This is a genomic window from Nonomuraea sp. NPDC023979 (assembly GCF_040639085.1).
Lineage (GTDB): Bacteria > Actinomycetota > Actinomycetes > Streptosporangiales > Streptosporangiaceae > Nonomuraea > Nonomuraea ceibae.
On the sequence record NZ_JBEZZG010000002.1, the window covers coordinates 120618 to 137306 of the forward strand.

Genomic DNA, 16689 nt, shown 5'->3' on the forward strand with positions numbered 1-16689 from the left:
GACTCATCGACTCAAGGGGCATGGTCCCACCGCGTCACCGAGGAACGCCGCCTCCTCCATGTGCCCTGTTACAACGGGCTGATCATTCTTCAGGTCCGGTAAGTCCAGTCGAACGGGCCGGAGTGGGTGGTCATGAGGCATTCGGGTCGCGGCCGAGGCAGGCGAGGAGGCGGGCTTCGGCCGTGGCGTTCGAGGGGACGTCGCGGGGTGGGGCGAAGCGGGCGGGGCGGTCGGCGGGGGTGACGAAGAGGGCGGCCAGTTCCAGCAGTTCACCGGCCAGCGTGGCCGGGATCGGCCGGGGGTGCCCGCAAGCCTGGGCGACGTCCCAGCCGTGCACGGTGATCTCGACGGCGCCGACCCCGGCGACCAGCTCCGCCGCCAGCGGGAGCCCGCCGACGGAGACCACGGCGCTTCTGACCGCCCCGGACCACGCGCCGAGCGTCGCGCAGGCCGCTCCGCGCAACTCGCCGGCCTCCGTCTGCACGTTCTGAGGGAAGGGGCACTCCGGGGCGCTGGGGGGAGGCACCGGGGCCGGGATGCCGTACGGGACGGCTGTGGGGGCGTCACGTGCGAGGGGGACGGCGGGGCGGGGTGCGACGGTTTCCGGGGTGGGGGCGTCGCGGGCCGGGGGTGGGATGTGGCCGTGGGTGGCGGCTTCGTACAGGGTCTGGAAGGAGTCGTTCATGTGGGCGAGGAGGTCGGCCAGGGTCCAGGCGGCGCACGGGGTGGGGCGGTGGAGGGCGGCGGGGGTGACGAGGTGCAGGGAGCCGGTGGTGTAGGCGATGGCCCGGTCCAGGAGGGCCGCGGTGGACGGCGTCGGGACCGTGGGCGTCTGCGGTTGGGCCATGGTTGCGCCTCCTCCTGTACGGAACGCGTACTCGGAAGGGTTGACGCCGGGGGCGGGTGAAAGTCATCGGTCGTTGAGGCGGTTGTCCGGGAACCTGCCGGGGGTTCGGGCTGTAGGGGTGGTATGCGGCTGATGGTGGTGGGTGCGGTGTTCGTCGTACTGGTGGCTGGGTGTGCGGCGGAGTCCGCGGGGGCGGGCAGGGCCGAGGAGGCGGGGGCGTCCACGCCCGTGGCCACGCCCGCGGCCTCTCCTGTGGCCACGCCCGCCACCTCTCCCGTGGCGTCTCCCGGGGATGCGCGCAGGACCTGCGGGGGGACGGTCATGAGCGCGTCGGAGGCGGGGTTTCCCGAGGTGAAGGGCGCGGGGCGGGGCGCGGAGCTGTGGGGGTTGCTGTTCGCCGAGGTGCCGTTCGAGGCGGGGGCGGAGGTGAAGATCGTGTGGCGGATGACCGGGGAGGGTCCGTTGCGGGCGGCGGCGTCGCTGGATGGGCGGCGGGCCAGGCTGGTGTGGCTGGAGGAGCACAGCGGGTCGAGCTGGCGGCGGCCCGGTCGTGAGTGGGGCACGGGTTGGGTGTTCCCGGAGCCGGGGTGCTGGAAGGTGGAGCTGTCCAGGACCCGGGGCTCCGGGTACGTGTGGTTAGACGTCCGGTGAAGTGAGGGTGCGGTCGATGAAGGCGGTGACGTCGGCGAGCACTTCGTCGTGGTTCGTCTCGTTGAACACCTCGTGCCGGGCTTCCGGGTAGATGCGCTCGGTGAGGTCGTCGCCCCGGACGGCGTCGATGCCGGTGCGGCTGCCGGCGAGGGGGACGAGCTGGTCGTCGGCGCCGTGGATCCACAGGGTGGGGAGCGGGCCGAGGCTGCCGGCCTTGGTGATCGTCTCCAGGGTGGTCGCGAGGGCCCGGAGCGTGGGGCGTTTGAACGGGCCGTGCCAGACGAGCGGGTCGGCGGCGTAGGCGGCGCCGACGGCCGGGTCGCGGGAGAGCGTGGCCGGGTCGAGCGGCGTGTCGGGGAGTTCGTCGAGCGGGAGGAGCGTGTCGACGACCTCCCAGACGCCGATCACCGGCCCCGACAGGACGAGCGCGGCCAGGCCGGCGCCGTGGCGCTGGGCGTAGCGGGCGGCGATGAGGCCGCCCATCGAGTGGCCGATGAGCACGACGGGCACGCCGGGGTGGTCGGCGCGGGCCTGCTGCTCCACGGTGTGCACGTCGGTGACGACGTCCTCGAAGTCCTCGATGAGCACCCGTTCGCCGGCGGACCTGCCGTGGCCCATGTGGTCGGGGCCGTAGACGGCGGCGCCGTGGCGGACGAGGGTGTCGGCGACGTGCTCGTAGCGGCCGATGTGCTCGCCGTAGCCGTGGACGAGGAGCGCGACGTAGCGGGGGTCGGGGTGTGGCCACTCGCGGACGACGTTGACGCCGCGCGTGCCGTTGAACTGGTGCTCCCGGGATTCCGCCATGACTACACTCCTCGTTCGGCCGTACGCCGATCGTACGCAGGTGTTCAGAGGTCCGAAAACTGCCGACTTCCCGGGCGGCGGCGGTGTTTATCTGGTTATGAACCTGGACGAACTCGACGCCTACGGCTTCACGCTGACGGAGCCGCTGCTCACGCCCGCGCAGTGCGCGGAGATCGCCGGACTGTACGACGAGGCCGGGCGGTTCCGGTCTACGGTGGACATGGAACGTCACCGGTTCGGCCGCGGACAGTACCGATATTTCCGGCACCCGTTCCCGCCCGCGGTCGCCGAGCTGCGCGAAGCCCTCTACCCGCGGCTGCTGCCGATCGCCCGCGACTGGGCGGCGCGCCTGGGCCGCCCAGCGCCCTGGCCCGACAACCTCGGCGCCTGGCTGGAGCTGTGCCACGAGGCCGGGCAGACCCGGCCGACGCCCATCCTGCTGCGCTACCGCGAAGGCGACTGGAACGCGCTGCACCGCGACCTGTACGGGGACCTGGTGTTCCCGCTCCAGGTGGTGATCGGCCTGGACCGGCCCGGCGAGGACTACACGGGCGGCGAGTTCATGCTGGTCGAGCAGCGGCCCCGGGCGCAGTCGCGCGGCACGGCGACGCTGCTGCCGCAGGGTCGCGGGCTGGTGTTCACCACCCGCGACCGGCCGGTGCGCTCCTCGCGCGGCTGGTCGGCCGCGCCGGTGCGGCACGGCGTCAGCGTCGTACGGTCCGGGCTGCGGCACACGCTGGGCCTCGTCTTCCACGACGCCGCGTGAGCACGCCGACGGCGGCGGAGCTGGACGCCGTGCTACGGCTGCTGGCGCAGGCCCGGGCGGAGACGGTCGTCGTGGGGCACGGCCGGGGCGCCTCGGTGGACGCCTTCCTCGCGGTCTGGCCGGGCACCGTGCTCGCGGTGGTCGACTGGCCGGAGGAGGCGGCGTCGTGGCTGCGTCAGGCCAGGCGGTTCGCCGCCGGGCCGCCGGACGCCTGGGTGGTGGCCGGGCCGCCGCTCGGCTGGGCGCGGATGGCCGCCCGGCTGCGGCAGAGCACCGGCTGGGACCCGGCGCGCACGATCGGCTTCGCCTCGACGGCCGGGGCCGTGGCGCTGGCGCCGCCCGGCACGCTGGAGGGCATGCGCGGAGCCTGCCGGGGCGGCGGCACCTGGCGGCTGGGCCGCAACCTGATCATCCGCGGGCCGGAGCGGGAGTCAGAGCGCGGGTGACTTGTCGGTCACGTAGTCGAACTCGTCGTCGGACAGGGTGCGCCGCAGCACGCGGACGACCTTGCCCGGGTCGTCGACGGGACCCGGCTGGTAGAACGGCCTGCCGTCACGCCCGAACGTGATCGCCGACGGCCCCTCCCACGTGCCGAGCAGCGGCGACACGGACGCGAAGTCCTCGTGCGGCTCGAAGCCGAGCGTGCGCGCGTACTGCTCCGAGCCGAACACCAGCGTCTGCGCCAGCTCCAGCGGCACCTCCTGCCAGCTCTTGTAGTCGCTGAAGAAGTAGTCGCGGAAGCGGCGCAGGTCGCGCTCGCTGAGCACATCGGGACCGGCCACGTACTTGATGCCCAGGCAGTAGACGTCGGCGAGGAAGCCGCCGACCGTCATCTTGTCCCAGCCGTGGCGGCGGGCGACGAGCACCGACACCATGCCGCCGCCCGTGCCGGGCTCGTCGTCGGTCCAGCCGCGCGCCGGGTCGACGCCGAGGCCGTCACTCCAGCCGGCGTTGGTCCAGCAGCCGATGAGCTCGGCCTCGCCGCCGGAGCCTGCGCCCTCGGCCGCGATCTCGCGCACCAGCGGCGCGACGACCGACGGCGACACGCCCAGGGCGCGGGCGATCTCCTTGGGCGAGCGGCCCTCGGCTCGCAGCTCGCGTACGCGGTCCTTCAGTTCTGCGCTGTCCACTCGCGCAGCCTAGCGGCCCGGCCGTGGACCGCGTGCGACCGCCGTGCCGCGGTTCGGGGGGCCGTAAGGGCGGCTGAAGGCGATCGTAAGCGCAGCCCGGCACCGTAGGAGCGTGGGAGCGTCAACCCCTGGGAAAGGCGGCACGTTGAGCCAGTACGAGATCATCCGCGTCTTCGACGCGCCCCGGGAGCGGGTCTTCCGGGCGTGGACCGAGGAGGGGCGGTTCGCCCGGTGGTTCGGGCCGCCGGACATGAGCACGGAGGCGGTGCTGGACGTGCGTCCCGGCGGGGCGTGGCGGGCGAGGTTCCGTGACGGCGACGGGTTCGAGGTGCTGCTGGACGGCGTCTACCGGGAGGTGGCGGCGCCGGGACGGCTGGTGTTCACCACCGGCGATCCGGACGATCCGGGCGACGGGCCGGCGTCGGTGGTGACGGTCGAGCTGACCGAGGCGGCCGGCGGCACGCTCATGCGCTTCCGCCAGCGCGGCGTCAACACCGGCGGCGGCTCGGGCTGGGCGGGCTTCCTCGACCGGCTCGGGGAGACCCTCGCATAGCCGCCGGACGGCGCCCGGTCAGCCGCCGGACGGCGTCGCGGCCAGGTCGGCGGCGTCCTCCAGCTTGAGGCGGGCCCCGTCCTCGTACGCCTCCGCGAACCCCGGCTCGCCGAGGCCGGCGCGGGCGGCGGCGGTGACGCGGGCGATCTCCTCCTGCTCGGACGGCCCGGCCGGGGTGTTGTGGTGGTCGCGGACGGCGGCGGCCAGCCCGAGCAGGCGGGCGGCGGCGCGGTGCGAGCCCGCCGCCGCGAGCGCCGCGGCCAGGCCCTCCGCCGCCCCGGACGACGAGCGCGGGTCGCCGATCCGCTGCGCGGCCTCCAGCGCCTCCAGGTGCAGGCGCGCCGCGCCCGCCGGGTCGCCGCGCAGCTCGGTGAGGAAGCCCAGCTCCGTGAGCGTGACCGGCAGGTGCAGCGCGGGCTCGACGCCCGGCCCGCGCGGCACGCCGTCGAGCAGCCGGTGCAGGTGCCGGTCGGCCAGGTCCAGCTCGCCCGTGCGGCGTGCGGCGAGCGCCAGGCCCATCTCGGCCATCAGCCCGATGTCCCGGTGGCCCTGGGAGGCGGCCTGGCGCAGCGCCTTGCCGCACAGCTCCAGCGCCCTGCCGTACTCGGCGCTCTGCAGGGCGATCCAGCCGAGCCAGGCGGTGTGGCGGGCCGCCTCCGACCACAGCTCCAGCTCCTCGGCCATGCGCAGGCCCTCGGTGAACAGCTCGACGGCCCGCTCGACGTCGCCCGTCATCTCGGCGTGCCCGGCCAGCCACTCGGTGGCCTGCAACAGGCCCCACCGGTCGCCCAGCTCCCGGAACAGCCGGGCGCCCTCCTCGCCGTCACGCGCCAGCGCGTCGTGGTCGCGGCGGGTGAACGCGGACATGGCCTGCTTGCTCAGCGCCGCCGCCACGCCCCAGGTGTCGCCGTTGCGGCGGAACACGGTCAGCGCCCGGCCGATCAGCTCGTCGCACGTCGGCAGGTCGGGCGCGTTCATGCCGAGGAACAGCTCCGCCCGCGCCCGTACCCCGGGGTCGGCGATGTCGCGCAGCGGCCCCTCCCTGTCGGTCTCCTCGCCCAGCACCAGCGCGAACCCGGCCCGCCAGGCGGCGGCCCGCGCCGCCGCCTGGTCGCCCGCCGGGGCTCCGGCCAGCGCCACGTCGAACGCGCGGCGGGCCTCGGCGGGCCTGCCCCGCAGGTACCAGTACCAGCCGAGCGCGTTCACCAGGCGCAGCGCGGTCGCGGGCGTGCCCTGGTCGGCGGCGGTGGCCAGGGCGGCGCGCAGGTTGGCGGACTCGGCGTCGAGCCGTTGCAGCCAGGCGTGCTGCTCGTGCCCGTACAGGTGCGGCTCGGCCGCCTCGGCGAGCTCCGCGTAGTAGCCGGCGTGCGCACGGCGTACGGCGTCGAGCTCGCCCGCGTCGGCGAGCCTGGCCAGGCAGTATTCGGTCACCGACTCCAGCATGCGGTAGCGGACGCCCGACGGGCCGTCGGCCACGACCACGAGCGAGCGGTCCACCAGCCGGCCCAGCAGGTCGAGCACGTCCGAAGGCGCCGCCTCGGCGGAGGCGCACACGGCCTCGGCGGCCTCCAGCGTGCAGCCGTCGGCGTGCACCGCCAGGCGGCGCAGCACCGCCCGCTCCGGGTCGGACAGCAGGTCCCAGCTCCAGTCGATCACGGCCATGAGCGTCTGCTGGCGCGGCGGCGCGCCCCGCTGCCCGGAGGCCAGCAGCCGGAACCGGTCGTCCAGCCGCGCCACCACGCCGTGCACGCCGAGCAGCCGCACCCGGGTCGCGGCCAGCTCCAGCGCCAGCGGGATGCCGTCGAGGCGGCGGCAGAGCTGCGCGACCGCCTGCGCGTTGCCCGCGTCGAGCGCGAACCCGCGCGCCGATGCGGCGGCCCTCGTCACGAACAGCCGCACCGCGTCCGAGCCCGCCATGACCGTCAGGTCGGTGCTGTCGGGCACGCCGAGCGGCGGCACCGCCCACAGCACCTCGCCGTCGACGGCCAGCGGCTCCCTGCTCGTGGCCAGGATGCGCAGCTCGGGCGCGGCCCGCAGCAGCAGCTCGGCCAGCTCGGCGACCTGATCGACGACGTGCTCGCAGTTGTCCAGCACGAGCAGCAGGGGGCGGTCGCGCAGCGCGTCCGCCAGCCTCTCGGCCGGGGTGCCCGAGCCGGCGTCCTGCCGGATGTCGAGCGCCGCCAGCACCGGCTCCGCCAGCGACGGCGTGCGCCGGTCGAGCGGCGCCAGCTCCACCAGCCACGCCCCGCCGGAGAACTCCCCCACCATCCGGGAGGCCGTCTCCAGCGCCAGCCGCGTCTTGCCGACGCCGCCGCTGCCGGTGAGCGTCACCAGCCGTTCGGTGCCGAGCAGCGAGCGCACCTCCGCCAGCGCGTCCTCGCGGCCGATCAGCTTGCTCAGCGCGGCGGGCAGGTTCGTCGCGGGGCGTTCGGCCGGCGCGTTGAGCGCGGGGTCCTGGTCGAGGATCGCCTGGTGCAGCGCCACCAGGTCGGGCCCGGGGTCGAGGCCGAGCTCGTCGGCCAGCCGCTCGCGCAGTTCGGCGTAGGCGGCCAGCGCGTCGCTCTGCCTGCCGGCCCGGTACAGCGCCCGCATCTGCGCCGCGCGCAGCCGCTCGCGCAGCGGGTGGCGGGCCACCAGGTCGCCCAGCTCGCCCACCAGCAGGCCGTGCTCGCCCAGCTCCAGGCGGGCCTCCGCGTGCAGCTCCAGCGCCGTCAGCCGCTGCTCCTCCAGCCGCGTGACCGCCGTGCGCAGGTGCTCCTCGTCGGCGAAGTCCGCGTACGCCGCCCCGCGCCACAGCGCGAGCGCGTCGCCGAGCAGCGCCGCCCTGGCTCCCGGGCTGCCCGCGGCCTCGGCCCGGGCCAGCAGCTCCGCGAACCGCACGGCGTCCACGTCGGCGGCGCGCAGCAGGTAGCCGGGGGCCTTGGAGACGATCAGCTCCCGGCCGCCGGGCTCGGCGTCCTCCAGCGCCTTGCGGAGCTGGGAGACGCGGACCTGGAGGGCAGCCGACGGGTTGCCGGGCGGCTCGTCGCCCCACAGGTCGTCCACGAGCCGGTCGGCCGACACCGTACGGCCCTCGTGCGCGAGCAGGTCGGCCAGCAGGGCGCGCACCTTCAGCCCGGGAATCGTGACCGGCTCCCCCTCGTCGGTCCACACGGCCAGCGGGCCAAGCACCCCAAAACGCATGCCCGTCACCTTATGCGGTGCCGCTTCCCCCGTGGTTGTCACGGGGAGGCGGGCGGGGCCTTGCGGGCGGAGCCCCGGTAGGCGTCACTCGGGTAGCGGCGCTCGACCGTGTCGAGCTTGGCCGAGGCCGCGGCGACGAGGTCGACGCCGAGCACGTCGGCGAGCCGGACCAGGTAGTTGGTCACGTCGCCCAGCTCGGCGGTGACGCGGGCGAGCGTCTCCGGGTCGGGGGCGCGGGACTCGTCGGGCGTGAGCCACTGGAGCTCGGCGACCAGCTCGCCGACCTCACCGGCCAGGGCCATGGCGAGGTTCTTGGGCGTGTGGAACTGCTCCCAGTCGCGTGCCGCGGCGAACGCGCGCAATCGTGCGGCATGCCGCTCCAACTCCGTCACAGGACACGACCTTACGGCGTCAGAGGTCGGCGTCGTGGACGAGGATGGCGGCCTGGACGCGGTTGGTCAGGTCGAGCTTGGCCAGCACCCGGCTCACGTGGGCCTTGACGGTGGCCTCCGACAGGTGCAGCTCGCGGCCGATCTCGGCGTTGGACAGGCCGCGGGCCAGCGCCCTGACCACCTCCTCCTCGCGGCCGGTCAGCGAGGCGAGCTGCCTGCGGGCCGCCTCGGCGCGGGTGGGGGCCTTGTCGACGAAGGCGTGGATGATCCGCTTGGTGACCGACGGCGACAGCATGGCCTGCCCGGCGGCGACGGCGCGCACGGCGGCGATGAGGTCGCGGGGCGGGGTGTCCTTCAGCAGGAACCCGACCGCGCCGAGCCGCAGCGCCTCGTGCACGTACTCGTCGAGGTCGAACGTGGTCAGCATGATCAGCTTGGGCGGCTCGGGGGCGGCCAGGAGCCGCGCGGCGGCGGTCAGCCCGTCGGCGCCCGGCATGCGTACGTCCATGAGGACGACGTGCGGTCTGAGGCGGGTCACGGCCGTGACGGCCTCGTCCCCGTCGCGGGCCTCGCCGACGACCACGATGTCGCCGGCTGCCTCCAGGATCATCCGGAGGCCGGACCTGACCAGGGCCTCGTCGTCGGTCACGAGCACCCGGATCACGCGCTCACCCCGCCTGCCGCTTCCGCCGGGATGGCGGCGATCACGTCGAAGCCGCCGTCGTCGCGCCGGCCGGCGTGGAGCGTGCCGCCGAGCAGCTCGACCCGTTCGCGCAGGCCGACGAGCCCCCAGCCGGCGCCCGGGAGGGTCCGGCCGGGGCCGGGGGGCGGCTCGTTGCGCACCTCGACCCGGAGCTCGGCCGGCAGGTAGCGGATGTGGACGTCGGTGCGGGCGTCGGCGGCGTGTTTGTGCACGTTGGTCAGGGCCTCCTGGACGACGCGGTAGGCGGTGCGCTCCACGGTGGCGGCGAGCTGCCGGGCCTCGCCGTGGGCGTGCCTGCCGATCGTGATGCCGAGGGCCCTCGACTGGTCGAGCAGGCGGTCGAGGTCGTCAAGCGTGGGCTGCGGGGCGAGGGCGGGGGGCTGGGCGGGGCCGCGCAGGACGCCGAGGATCTCGCGCAGGTTGGTCAGCGCCTCCCGCCCGATGTCGCCGATCATGGCGGCGGCGCCGGTGGTGCGCTCGTCGGCGGCGCCCACTTCGAGCGCGCCGGCGTGGAGGACCATGAGCGAGACGCGGTGCGCGACGACGTCGTGCATCTCGCGGGCGATGCGGGCGCGCTCCTGGGCGCGGGCCTGCTCGGCGCGCATGACCTGCTCGCGTTCGAGCCGGTCGGCGCGCTCGCGGGCGGCGGCTAGCACCTCGCGCTTGGCGCGCACCCACAGGCCGAGCAGCAGCGGCAGCCCGATCATGGCGGCGGCCATGAGGGCGGCGTTGGCGGGGGTGGCGGTGACCATCTCGCGGGTGCCGCCGCTCGCCCGGCCGGCCAGCACCGAGGCGGCCATCATGACGACGGCCAGGCCCAGGTAGGCGCCGAGCTCGCGCCGGGTGCGCCAGGTGGTGCCCGCGTAGTAGGACGCGACGACGACGGGCGGCCACATGACCAGCCAGGGGTAGAGCACGGCGCCGATGATCGCGAGCGGCCACCAGGACCGGCGGACGGCGACCACCGCCGCGCCGCCCGCCACGAGGGCGGCGGCGCCCCGCAGCGCGGGCGAGGCGGACGCGGCGCCGCCGGTGACGGCCACCGCCGAGGCGACGAGCACCAGCGCGCCGACCAGCGCCGGCACGGCGGCCTCGATCCGTTTGCTTACCTGCACGTTCGCCAGCGTACGGTGGCCGCCCGGGTGGGCGGATCCGACGTTCGTCTACATACGTGACCGACGAACGGCTGCACCACCGGGGGCAGGCGGCCGCACTTGCGTCCCGGCGTTCAGCGGAAGCGGCCGGCGTTCCTGGCGGCCCACTCGGCGTAGGCGTGCGGCGGGCGGCCGGTGGCCTGGCGCACCCCGGGGAGGATGGGGGCGGTCGTGCCGGTGGCGGCGGCCAGGACGTCGATCATGGCGTCCGCGACCGCGGGCGGGTGGCCGGCGAGGAGTTCCGCGCGGAGCTCCTGCGGGGACAGCTCGGCGAAGCGGGCCCGCACGGGCGCGCCCGCCTCGGTGAGTTCGTGGACGACCCGGCCGCCGATGCGGCCGGTGGCTCCGGTCACGAGTATCACGTGCGTACTCCTTGCTCAGACGCCCAGCAGGGCGATGCTGTAGACGACGATCCAGGCAGCCCAGCCGACCCAGCCGAGCAGGCCGATCACCCCGGCGCGGCCGGCGCCCCCGGCGTTGTACGGGGCGGCCGCGGAGGAGACGAAGAGCAGGGCGGCGCTGATCCAGCCCAGCCAGGCGTGCCAGGCGGGGATGAACGCGAGACCCGCCCCGGCGGCGGTGAAGCCGAGCACCGCGATGGCCAGGAAGACCTGGTTGAACCCGAACAGCACGTTGCCGAACGCCCACAGCCCGGCGACCGAGCCGCGGTGGTGCCGGGCGGCCGCGGCCGTCCCGAACCGGAGCGACTCGACCACCATGAAGGTGGCGTTCTGCATGAGGACCCCGGCGAACCCGGTCAGGGCCCAGATGTTGCTGCCGGTCTGCCCGTCGCGCCAGAGCACGGCGAGCAGCCCGGCGGCGAACAGCGTGGTGAACAGCCAGGTGGCCGGCACGACCACGGAGGGCGCGTTGATGCGCTTGCCGATCCCGGCCAGCGCGTCGGTGGTGGCCTCCAGGGACAGGCCGGAGGTGGGCAGCGGGAGCCCGGCGCGGACGTACAGGACGTTGACGACGATGGCGAGCAGGACGAATCCCATGCCTGCCGCACCCGCCAGACTGGTGACGGTCACGGTGACCACCAATTGGTTTTACGGTACATATATTGAATGTAAGTCACGGAAAGTCTGGACGCAATCATGGAGAACGAGACCGGGCGGCGCCGCTACACCTCGCTGCGCCGCGTGGCGCAGGCCCATCAGACGCGGGCGGAGATCGCCGAGGCCGCACGGAGGCTGTTCCTGTCACAGGGATGGGCCGCGACCACCGTGCGCGACGTCGCCCGGGAGGCGGGGGTCTCCGTCCCGACCGTCTACGCGGCGTACCAGAACAAGGCGGGGCTGGTCCGGGCGCTGGCCGACGCCGCGGACCTGGCCGCGGACCTGCCCCAGGCGATCGAAGAGCTGGAGGCCACCGGCGACCCCCGGCGGCACCTGGCGGCGATGGCCGGCTACGACCGGCGGCTGTTCGAGCGGGCGGGCGACCTCATCACGCTGATACGTGAGGCGGGCCGCACCGAGCCCGAGATCGCGGACTTCTACCTCCAGGGCCGGCGGCAGGTCGGCGAGCTGCGCACGCAGGTGTTCGCCTCGTGGCCGGACGGCACGCTCCGGCCCGGCCTGGACGTCGCCACCGCCGTCGACATCTACGCCGCCCTGTGCAACATCGACGTCTACACGACGCTCCACGTCGAGCGTTCCTGGTCACCCGGCCGGATCGAGCAGTGGTGGGGCGAGGCGCTGGCCCGCGAACTGCTGAGCCCGGCCACCGCCCGCTGAGATCAGAGGCCCAGCAGCCCGGCGACGGGCACGGGCGGGGCCGCAGCCTGGGGGACGCTGGCCGGGTCGGCGTCGCGGACGGCCAGGCGGTTCAGCAGGAAGGCGAGCGTGGTCCCGTACACGACGTGCCCGGCGGCCATCACGGCGGGACGCCCGGGGGCGTCGCGCCCGATGGGCGGGAGCTGGCTCAGGCGCGGCGCCCAGCCGGAGTAGCTGACGACCCAGATCGTCAGCGCGTAGCCGACGGCGAGCGGGGCGCGGCGGGTCCGGCCGCGGGTCAGCAGCGCGAAGGCGGCGCCCGCGCCCGCGCCGAAGCCGAGGTGGGCCAGCGCGCCGAGAACTCCCTCGCCGGGCTTGCGGCGGTGCTTGCTGCCGGGCAGCAGGCCGCGGGCGATGTGCTTGGGCGGCTGGCCGCGCATCAGCCCGGCCTTCTCGCCGGCCACCATGACGCCACTCATGGCGACGGTGGCCAGCGTGCCGCTCACGGCGCCGTTGACGAGGTCACGCATCATGCCCTGCGGCTGCCCCGCGCCCCGGCGCCGAAACGCTAGACGGCGGCAGTGCTCTCGCGGACGATCAACTCGGTGGCGAGCTCGACGCGCCGGGCCTCGGGCGACTCGCCGCGCCGCATGGCCAGGACGGTGCGGGTGGCCAGCGCGGCCATCTCCTGCAGCGGCTGGCGCACGGTGGTCAGCGGCGGCCAGGCGGACTCCGACAGCGGCAGGTCGTCGAAGCCGACGACGCTGAGGTCCTGCGGGACGCGCAGGCCGCGCTGGCGGGCGGCCTCGAAGACGCCGAACGCCATCAGGTCGGAGCCGGCGAAGATGGCCGTGGGCGGCTCGTCGAGCGCGAGCAGCGCGTGGCCCTGGTCGTGGCCGGAGTCGACGAGGAAGGTGCCGCGGCGGATGAGCTCGGGCGCGAGCGGCACCCCGGCGGTCTCCAGGGCGGCGCGGTAGCCGTCGATCCTGGCCTGGCTGCAGAGCATGTCGGCGGGCCCGCTGATCATGCCGATGCGGCGGTGGCCGAGCTCCAGCAGGTGGCGGGTGGCGGCCAGGCCGCCGTTCCAGTTGGTGGCGCCGACGGACACGACGCCGGGCGCGGGCTCGCCGTCGGGGTCGACCACGACGAACGGCAGCGAGCGGGCGGCGAGCTGGTCCTGGACGCCGGCCGACAGGCGGGAGGCGACGATCACCACGCCGTCGGTGCGCCGTCCGGCGAGCCGGTCGAGCCAGTCGCGGCCGGGACCGGCGTGGGTGTGCAGGACCGAGATGACGACGCTGGCCCCGGCCTCGTGGGCGGCGGACTCGGCGCCGCGCACGATCTCCATCGCCCAGGGCGACTCCACCTCGGCGAAGACCAGGTCGACGAGCCCGGCCGGGGTGTCGTCCTGGCTGATGCGCCGCTGGTAGCCGTGCTTGTGGAGAAGCCGTTCGACGCGGTGCCGGGTCGCCGGCGCGACCTCGGGACGACCGTTGATGACCTTGGACACCGTGGGGATCGACACCCCGGCCTCCTCGGCTATCAGGGCGATCGTCACCCGCCTCTTCGCAGACATAGATCAGAAGTTTAGCCGAAACTTTCGGAATCCGGGGTGACGAGGGTAGTGGGATCGCTCCCATGACACCTATTGACGCGTAACGCAGCGTTTACCTATGCTCCGGACATCGAAATTATCGGGGGGTTCACGAAATTTTCGTTGGCAAATGAAGGGCGCCCCTGAAATGAAACGAACGGTCACCTTGATCGCGGCAGCCGTGCTCGTCGCGGGTTGCGGAGGCGGCGAGGCGCCGCAGCCCGGGTCCGAATCCGGCGCGCCGCAGAAGGTCACGCTGGAATGGTGGCACCTGTCCACGTCCGACCCGCTCAAAACCGTGTACGAGAAGCGCGCCAAGGAGTTCCAGGCCGCCAATCCCAACGTCACCATCAAGATGACGGTGCTGGAGAACGAGGCGTACAAGTCAAAGGTCACCACGCTCACCCAGTCGGGCAAGGCGCCCGACCTGTTCGCCACCTGGGGCGGCGGCGTGCTCAAGCAGCAGGTCGACGCCGGCCTGGTCAAGGACATCTCCGCCGACGTGGCCCCGGTCATCGACACCTTTACCACCGCCGCCCTGGCCGCCTACCAGTTCGACGGCAAGACGTACGCGCTGCCGACCGACATCGGCATGGTCGGCTTCTGGTACAACAAGAAGCTCTTCGAGAAGGCCGGCATCGCCGAGCCGCCGACCACCTGGTCCGGCTACCTCGACGCGGTCAGCAAGCTCAAGGCCGCCGGCATCACGCCGATCGCCCTGGCCGGCAAGGAGAAGTGGCCGGGCCACTACTACTGGGCCTACCTGGCCATGCGCATCGGCGGCCTGCCCGCGCTCCAGCAGGCGGCGGTGGACCACGACTTCACCAAGCCCGCGTTCGTCCAGGCCGGGCAGCAGCTCAAGGCGCTGGCCGACCTGCAGCCGTTCCAGAAGGGCTTCCTCGGCGCCGCCTATTCCACCCCCGACGGCCAGGCGGCCACCGTCTCCAACGGCAAGGCCGCGATGGAGCTGATGGGCCAGTGGGCCCCGAACGTGCAGATCGACGCCGGCAAGGGCCTCGGCGAGGACCTGGGCTTCTTCCCGTTCCCGGCGGTCGAGGGCGGCCAGGGCGCCATCACCGAGGCGTTCGGCGGCGGTGGCGGCATGGCCGTGGGCGCCGACGCGCCGCCGGAGGCGATCGAGCTGCTGAAGTTCCTCACCAGCGAGGAGAACCACACCAAGGCCGTCGCGGAGAACGCGGTGCTCCCCGTGCTCAAGGGCGAGGAGAGCGCGGTCAAGGACGCCAACCTCAAGATCGTGGCCGACTCCCTGGCGACCGCGACGGGCTTCCAGCTCTACCTCGACCAGGCCTACCCGCCCGCCGTCGGCGCCGAGGTCAACGACAGCGTCGCCGAGCTGCTGGCCGGCGCCAAGACCCCGGAGCAGGTGGCCCAGGACATCACCGAAGTGGCCAAGAGCGAATGACGACGATCACCCGTAGGCCGGAGGCCAGGCGGCTTCCGGCCCACGCCCGCCCGAACCGGGGCAGACGGCGGAGCTGGGTGGCGATCACCCTGTTCGTCCTGCCGGCTCTCGCCCTCTTCCTGCTGCTGGTCGTGGCCCCGATCGTGGTGGCCGTCTACGCCAGCGGCTTCAAGTGGAACGGGTTCGGCGGGCTTCCCACCGACTTCATCGGCTTCGACAACTTCACCCGGCTGCTCGAGTCCGAGATCTTCTTCACCGACATGTGGCACCTGCTGGTCCTGGTGCTGCTCTGCCTGGTGGTCCAGCTCCCGATGGCGCTGGGCATCGCCATGCTGCTCAACCAGCGCATCCGCGGCCGGGCGATCTACCGGCTGGTGTTCTTCTCGCCGTACGTGCTGTCCGAGGTCATCACCGGCGTGCTGTTCTCGCTGATCCTGTCGCCCACCTCCGGGCTGGCCAACGGGATTCTCGGGCTGGTCGGGCTGGAGTCGGAGTTCCTGGCGGACCAGGACACCGCGCTCATGTCGCTGTTCGTCGTGATGACCTGGAAGTACTTCGGCTTCCACATGATGATCTACCTGGCGGGCCGGCAGAACATCCCGAACGAGCTGCTGGAGGCCGCCAGGATCGACGGCGCGACCGGCTGGGAGGTCTTCCGGCACGTCACGCTGCCGCTGCTCGGGCCGACGATCCGGATCAGCGTGTTCCTGTCGGTCATCTACACCATCCAACTGTTCGACCTGGTCTGGATCCTCACCGAGGGCGGCCCGGCGCACTCGACCGAGACGCTCGCCGTCACCATGTTCGACATCGGCTTCGGCCGCTCCCAGGTGGGTTACGCCAGCGCGATCAGCGTGGTGATGTTCGTGCTCAGCCTCGTCTTCGCCCTGGGTTATCAGCGGTTCGTGATGCGCCGCGACCTGGAGGGCGCGACCACCGCCATGGGAGACACCCGTTGAAGCGACCCACCCTGCCCCTGCACGCGATCGCCTGGATCGTCGGCGCGTTCATCCTCATCCCGATCGTGTACGCGGTCCTCGGCGGCTTCAAGGACACCAGCCAGCTCTCGACCAACCCGTTCGGCCTGCCCAGCCCGTGGGAGACCGGCAACTACACCGAGGTGCTGGCCGCGGGCTCGTTCTGGCGCCAGATGTGGAACAGCACGTTCATCGCGGTGCTCACCACGATCGTCACGGTGTCGCTGTCGGCCATGGCCGCGTACGTGTTCGCCCGCTTCGCCTTCCGGGGCAGGGAGCTGCTGTTCACGGTCTTCACGGCCGGGCTGATGTTCCCGTTCGCGGTCGCCATCCTGCCGATCTTCGTCATGCTGCGCACGCTCGGCCTGGTCGACAACGCGTGGGGCGTGATCCTCGTGCAGGCGGCGTTCGGGCTGCCGCTGACGATCATCATCCTTCGCGGCTTCTTCCGGAGCATCCCGGGCGAGATCGAGGAGGCGGCCACGCTCGACGGCTGCGGCCCGTTCGCCTTCTTCTGGCGCATCCTGCTGCCGATGGCCCGGCCCGCGCTCGCCACCGTGTCGGTGCTGGCCATCGTCGGGAGCTGGAACAACTTCATGCTGCCGCTGGTCGTCTTCAGCGACGAGGCGAGCTGGACGCTGCCCCTCGGCATCCAGCAGTTCCAGGGCCAGTACAGCTCCGACACCTCACGCATCCTCGCCTACCTGGTGCTCGCCATGGTGCCCGCGCTCGGCTTCTACGCCGTCGCCGAGCGCCACCTCATCGGCGGTCTCACCGCAGGAGCTACGAAAGGCTGA

19 protein-coding genes are annotated in these 16689 nt (G+C 73.5%); 8 read left to right on the top strand and 11 right to left on the bottom strand.

Annotated elements, in window-relative coordinates:
- Positions 1 to 130: 130 nt before the first annotated feature.
- Positions 131 to 847, bottom strand: a complete 717-nt coding sequence (locus tag AB0G11_RS03920; protein ID WP_357583822.1) for a maleylpyruvate isomerase N-terminal domain-containing protein — start codon at positions 845 to 847, stop codon at positions 131 to 133.
- 321 nt (positions 848 to 1168) lie between these two features.
- Between AB0G11_RS03920 and AB0G11_RS03925 the strand changes: the two genes are divergently transcribed.
- The gene (locus AB0G11_RS03925) at positions 1169 to 1498 is read left to right on the top strand and encodes a hypothetical protein (protein WP_219505401.1); all 330 of its coding nucleotides are present in this window, start codon (positions 1169 to 1171) and stop codon (positions 1496 to 1498) included.
- On the opposite strand, the gene AB0G11_RS03930 is transcribed toward AB0G11_RS03925, so the two are convergent.
- Positions 1484 to 2302, bottom strand: a complete 819-nt coding sequence (locus AB0G11_RS03930; protein WP_357583824.1) for a lysophospholipase — start codon at positions 2300 to 2302, stop codon at positions 1484 to 1486. The two genes, AB0G11_RS03925 and AB0G11_RS03930, sit on opposite strands and share 15 nt — an antisense overlap.
- 97 nt (positions 2303 to 2399) lie before the next feature.
- Here AB0G11_RS03930 and AB0G11_RS03935 point away from each other — a divergent pair, with 97 nt between their 5' ends.
- Positions 2400 to 3068 (top strand): 2OG-Fe(II) oxygenase, encoded by a 669-nt coding sequence (locus tag AB0G11_RS03935; protein ID WP_357583826.1) that lies wholly within the window; start codon positions 2400 to 2402, stop codon positions 3066 to 3068.
- Complete coding sequence (locus tag AB0G11_RS03940) at positions 3065 to 3514, top strand: hypothetical protein (protein WP_219505397.1); 450 nt, start codon at positions 3065 to 3067, stop codon at positions 3512 to 3514. The genes AB0G11_RS03935 and AB0G11_RS03940 overlap by 4 nt, the downstream gene beginning before the upstream one ends.
- On the opposite strand, the gene AB0G11_RS03945 is transcribed toward AB0G11_RS03940, so the two are convergent.
- Entirely contained in the window at positions 3500 to 4198 is a 699-nt protein-coding gene (locus AB0G11_RS03945; protein ID WP_308125762.1) for a helix-turn-helix domain-containing protein, read from the bottom strand. The two genes, AB0G11_RS03940 and AB0G11_RS03945, sit on opposite strands and share 15 nt — an antisense overlap.
- 145 nt (positions 4199 to 4343) lie before the next feature.
- Here AB0G11_RS03945 and AB0G11_RS03950 point away from each other — a divergent pair, with 145 nt between their 5' ends.
- Positions 4344 to 4751, top strand: coding sequence for an SRPBCC domain-containing protein (locus AB0G11_RS03950; protein WP_246644988.1), 408 nt, complete (start codon positions 4344 to 4346; stop codon positions 4749 to 4751).
- Between the two features lie 18 nt (positions 4752 to 4769).
- Here AB0G11_RS03950 and AB0G11_RS03955 read toward each other — a convergent pair whose 3' ends face one another.
- The 6 genes from AB0G11_RS03955 to AB0G11_RS03980 all read right to left on the bottom strand — a co-directional run bounded on the left by AB0G11_RS03955 (position 4770) and on the right by AB0G11_RS03980 (position 11214).
- Positions 4770 to 7934 carry a BTAD domain-containing putative transcriptional regulator gene (locus AB0G11_RS03955; protein WP_357583828.1) on the bottom strand — a complete coding sequence of 1055 codons (3165 nt, stop codon included), beginning with the start codon at positions 7932 to 7934 and terminating at the stop codon, positions 4770 to 4772.
- A 38-nt stretch (positions 7935 to 7972) separates the two neighbouring features.
- Positions 7973 to 8326, bottom strand: a complete 354-nt coding sequence (locus AB0G11_RS03960) for a nucleotide pyrophosphohydrolase (protein ID WP_219505391.1) — start codon at positions 8324 to 8326, stop codon at positions 7973 to 7975.
- Positions 8327 to 8345: 19 nt separating this feature from the next.
- A complete protein-coding gene (locus AB0G11_RS03965) occupies positions 8346 to 8990 on the bottom strand; it encodes a response regulator transcription factor (RefSeq protein WP_219505389.1) in 645 nt (214 codons plus the stop codon).
- Positions 8987 to 10144, bottom strand: coding sequence for a histidine kinase (locus tag AB0G11_RS03970; protein WP_357583830.1), 1158 nt, complete (start codon positions 10142 to 10144; stop codon positions 8987 to 8989). The genes AB0G11_RS03965 and AB0G11_RS03970 overlap by 4 nt, the downstream gene beginning before the upstream one ends.
- Before the next feature lie 113 nt (positions 10145 to 10257).
- Positions 10258 to 10545, bottom strand: coding sequence for an NmrA family NAD(P)-binding protein (locus AB0G11_RS03975; RefSeq protein ID WP_357583831.1), 288 nt, complete (start codon positions 10543 to 10545; stop codon positions 10258 to 10260).
- A gap of 15 nt (positions 10546 to 10560) precedes the next feature.
- Complete coding sequence (locus AB0G11_RS03980; protein WP_219505382.1) at positions 10561 to 11214, bottom strand: hypothetical protein; 654 nt, start codon at positions 11212 to 11214, stop codon at positions 10561 to 10563.
- Between the two features lie 66 nt (positions 11215 to 11280).
- On the opposite strand from AB0G11_RS03980, the gene AB0G11_RS03985 reads away from it, so the two are divergent.
- Positions 11281 to 11919: a TetR/AcrR family transcriptional regulator gene (locus AB0G11_RS03985; protein ID WP_219505380.1), complete on the top strand. Its 639-nt coding sequence runs from the start codon at positions 11281 to 11283 to the stop codon at positions 11917 to 11919.
- Between the two features lie 2 nt (positions 11920 to 11921).
- Here AB0G11_RS03985 and AB0G11_RS03990 read toward each other — a convergent pair whose 3' ends face one another.
- Together AB0G11_RS03990 and AB0G11_RS03995 are read right to left on the bottom strand one after the other, a co-directional pair.
- A complete protein-coding gene (locus AB0G11_RS03990; protein ID WP_246644987.1) occupies positions 11922 to 12431 on the bottom strand; it encodes a DUF6789 family protein in 510 nt (169 codons plus the stop codon).
- 35 nt (positions 12432 to 12466) lie between these two features.
- Positions 12467 to 13474, bottom strand: a complete 1008-nt coding sequence (locus tag AB0G11_RS03995; protein WP_219505378.1) for a LacI family DNA-binding transcriptional regulator — start codon at positions 13472 to 13474, stop codon at positions 12467 to 12469.
- A 166-nt stretch (positions 13475 to 13640) separates the two neighbouring features.
- Between AB0G11_RS03995 and AB0G11_RS04000 the strand changes: the two genes are divergently transcribed.
- From AB0G11_RS04000 to AB0G11_RS04010, 3 genes are all read left to right on the top strand, one after another.
- Positions 13641 to 14915, top strand: a complete 1275-nt coding sequence (locus tag AB0G11_RS04000; protein WP_357583833.1) for an extracellular solute-binding protein — start codon at positions 13641 to 13643, stop codon at positions 14913 to 14915.
- Positions 14916 to 14992: 77 nt separating this feature from the next.
- The gene (locus AB0G11_RS04005) at positions 14993 to 15874 is read left to right on the top strand and encodes a sugar ABC transporter permease (RefSeq protein ID WP_357583835.1); all 882 of its coding nucleotides are present in this window, start codon (positions 14993 to 14995) and stop codon (positions 15872 to 15874) included.
- Positions 15871 to 16689 (top strand): carbohydrate ABC transporter permease, encoded by an 819-nt coding sequence (locus AB0G11_RS04010; protein WP_219505373.1) that lies wholly within the window; start codon positions 15871 to 15873, stop codon positions 16687 to 16689. The genes AB0G11_RS04005 and AB0G11_RS04010 overlap by 4 nt, the downstream gene beginning before the upstream one ends.

Bases quoted from the DNA above. Each gene is read 5' to 3' on its own strand.
- AB0G11_RS03920 (WP_357583822.1), bottom strand. From the start codon at position 847: ATGGCCCAACCGCAGACGCCCACGGTCCCGACGCCGTCCACCGCGGCC.
- AB0G11_RS03925 (WP_219505401.1), top strand. From the start codon at position 1,169: ATGAGCGCGTCGGAGGCGGGGTTTCCCGAGGTGAAGGGCGCGGGGCGG.
- AB0G11_RS03930 (WP_357583824.1), bottom strand. From the start codon at position 2,302: ATGGCGGAATCCCGGGAGCACCAGTTCAACGGCACGCGCGGCGTCAAC.
- AB0G11_RS03935 (WP_357583826.1), top strand. From the start codon at position 2,400: ATGAACCTGGACGAACTCGACGCCTACGGCTTCACGCTGACGGAGCCG.
- AB0G11_RS03955 (WP_357583828.1), bottom strand. From the start codon at position 7,934: ATGCGTTTTGGGGTGCTTGGCCCGCTGGCCGTGTGGACCGACGAGGGG.
- AB0G11_RS03985 (WP_219505380.1), top strand. From the start codon at position 11,281: ATGGAGAACGAGACCGGGCGGCGCCGCTACACCTCGCTGCGCCGCGTG.
- AB0G11_RS03990 (WP_246644987.1), bottom strand. From the start codon at position 12,431: ATGATGCGTGACCTCGTCAACGGCGCCGTGAGCGGCACGCTGGCCACC.
- AB0G11_RS03995 (WP_219505378.1), bottom strand. From the start codon at position 13,474: ATGTCTGCGAAGAGGCGGGTGACGATCGCCCTGATAGCCGAGGAGGCC.
- AB0G11_RS04000 (WP_357583833.1), top strand. From the start codon at position 13,641: ATGAAACGAACGGTCACCTTGATCGCGGCAGCCGTGCTCGTCGCGGGT.